Origin of the sequence: Micromonospora sp. NPDC049580 (genome assembly GCF_040675595.1) — a bacterium.
Lineage (GTDB): Bacteria > Actinomycetota > Actinomycetes > Mycobacteriales > Micromonosporaceae > Micromonospora.
In genome coordinates this window covers 1-2,390 of record NZ_JBFAPG010000687.1, presented here as the reverse complement: position 1 = coordinate 2,390, position 2,390 = coordinate 1, and the positions used below count along the sequence as shown (strand labels likewise).

Here is a 2,390-nt window from a genome sequence, read left to right as displayed (position 1 = left end):
GTCGTCGGGCTGGGCCTGGGAATCGTCAGCTTCACCGCCGGACGTCGCCGCGACCGGGAACCGGCCGCCCTCGCGGGCTGACGGCCCGCTCGGCCGCTCAGGTGACCGCTGCGGCGAGGAGGTCGCCGACAGCGGCGCGGACGGGATCGGGATTCGCCCAGGACCAGTTGGGGTGCGCCCGGTTGGTGAGCAGGGCGAGCACGAGCCTGCGGTCCGGATCGACCAGGAACGAGGGCCCTTGCCGGCGCCGGTGAAGCCGGGCAGGTAGTCGCGGACCGTCGCGCCCAGGTCGACGCGACCCTTCTCGACCTGCTGCAGCAGCAGGATCGCGGTGTAGACCTTGGTGACCGAGGCGAGGTCGAAGACGGAGTCGGGGCGCATCGCGACGCGTTGACCCGCCGCGAGGAGTTTCGGGCCGGCCGCGTAGCGCAGCGCCTCCCCGACGGCGGTGTGCACAGTCGTCCGTCCGTCGACCAGCACGACGGCGACCGCACCGGGAAAGCCGTGATGCTGGACGGTCTGCGGCGAGGCGGGGAGGTGACGCCGCAGCAGGGCCGTCAGCTGCGGGGCGTACTTGGCCTGATTGGCCGCCGTGGCCCCGCCGCCGGGCGACGGGGAGGCGTTCGGCGTACCCGGCGGGGTGTTCCCGGCCGCGCCGAACCCCACCCTGTTCCCCGCGGCGTCGGTGGTGGTCACCGCGTCGCCGGGGCCGGTCCCGCCCGGCCCGGTGCCGCCGCTGTCACCGCAGCCGGTGAGGGCGCCGGTCGCGGCCGCCAGGCCAGCTCCGAGCAGGGTACGACGTGCGACAGGCATGCCGGTGATGGTGACAGTACGGACGCGCGGCGCGCCAGCCTCGCTCAGACGAACGCCGACCGCGTCCAGCGACATGGTTGGTATCCGACACCCGGGCGGACGTGTCGGGGCGACGGTCGACGGTCGACGCTGTGCAACGATCGGGGCCACACCTCGTACCCCTTGGAGAGCACGATGTCCCTCTCCCCGGTTCGGGTCTTCGCCGCGTTGAACGCCGTGCGACCCCCCGACCAACCAACCCCGCGCCTGGGTAAGGCGGTGGTGGTCGGCGGCAGTGTCGCCGGGCTCCTGGCCGCCCGGGTCCTGTCCGACCATGCGGAGAGCGTGGTCCTCCTCGACCGGGACGACCCGCAGGTGAGCGGCGCCCGACCCGGCGTGCCACAGGGGACGCAACTGCACGCGCTGCTGCCCGGCGGCCTGCTCCAGCTCGAGCAGCTGTTCCCCGGGTTCCGGCAGCGGGCGCTGGCCCACGGGGCGGTCGAGGCGCCGCCTGCCGCCCGGCGCAGCTACCTCGACGGCCGACGGAAGGTGGTCGTACCCGACGACGACGACAGCCTGGCCGGCAGCCGGCCCCTCCTGGAAGGGCTGATCCGTCAGCAGGTGCTCCGGCTGCCCAACGTCAAGACGGTCACCGCCCGTGCCACGGGTCTCGTGTTCGACGGCGACGCGGTCGCTGGCGTCCGGTACGAGGTCGACCAGGTGCCCGGCGTCGAGGGCGCCGACCTGGTGGTGGACGCCATGGGGCGGTCCAGCCGGCTCTCCGACTGGCTGGAGCAGGCCGGCTGGGAGCGGCCCGCCACCCGTCGGATGTCCGTGCACCTCAACTACGCGACAGCCCTGTTCCGCCGCCCCGAGCAGTCTCCGGAGGCGACCGTCGTCCTCGCCCTGCACACTCCGCGGACCATGACGGACATCGCCGGCGCCGCCTTCTTCGCCATCGAGGACGGCCGGTGGATGGCCATGATGGCCGGCTACGGGAAGGACCGGCCGGGCCGCACCGCCGAGGACTTCGTCCGACGGCTGCGGGAGCAGTTCCCGCCGGAGTTCGGCGAGGTCGCCGAGCAGGAGATGCTCGGCGACGTCCAGACCTACCACCACGCCGACAGCCGCCGGCGGGACTTCCACGCGCTGCGGCGGTTCCCGGCGCGACTCGTCAGCGTCGGTGACGCCGTCGCGTCGTTCAACCCGGTGTACGGGCAGGGGATGACGGCGGCGGCCCTGCACGCGGCCTGCCTGTCGGCGTACCTGAGCTCCGACCCGGACCTGAGCGAGCCCGCCCGCCACTTCCTCGCCCTGCAGAAGGTCGTGGTCGACGCCGCCTGGTCGACCTCGACCTCCGCCGACCTGGCGCTGCCGCACGTCGACGGGCCCTACCCGCGCGGCTACCGGTTATCCAGCTGGGTCAGCCGGCAGATCCTCACGGCGACCGTCACGGACGTGGCGATCGCCCGCCGGTTCAACGAGGTCGTGTCCCTGCGGGAGCACCCGCTGTCGCTGGCCACACCCGGCGTGATCCTGGGCGCCCTGCGCGCGAACCGCCGCGCGGGCTGACGGTCGTGCGGACGCGCCGAGCGCCC

At 73.9% G+C, this 2,390-nt stretch carries 2 protein-coding genes; one reads left to right on the top strand and one right to left on the bottom strand.

The window, feature by feature from the left end:
• Positions 1-813 (bottom strand): serine hydrolase domain-containing protein (locus AB0J68_RS31010; RefSeq protein WP_363942304.1); only part of this gene is annotated, 813 nt, incomplete at its 3' end.
• A gap of 174 nt (positions 814-987) precedes the next feature.
• Here AB0J68_RS31010 and AB0J68_RS31005 point away from each other — a divergent pair.
• Complete coding sequence (locus AB0J68_RS31005) at positions 988-2,364, top strand: FAD-dependent monooxygenase (RefSeq protein WP_355066017.1); 1,377 nt, start codon at positions 988-990, stop codon at positions 2,362-2,364.
• The last annotated feature ends 26 nt before the right edge of the window (positions 2,365-2,390 follow it).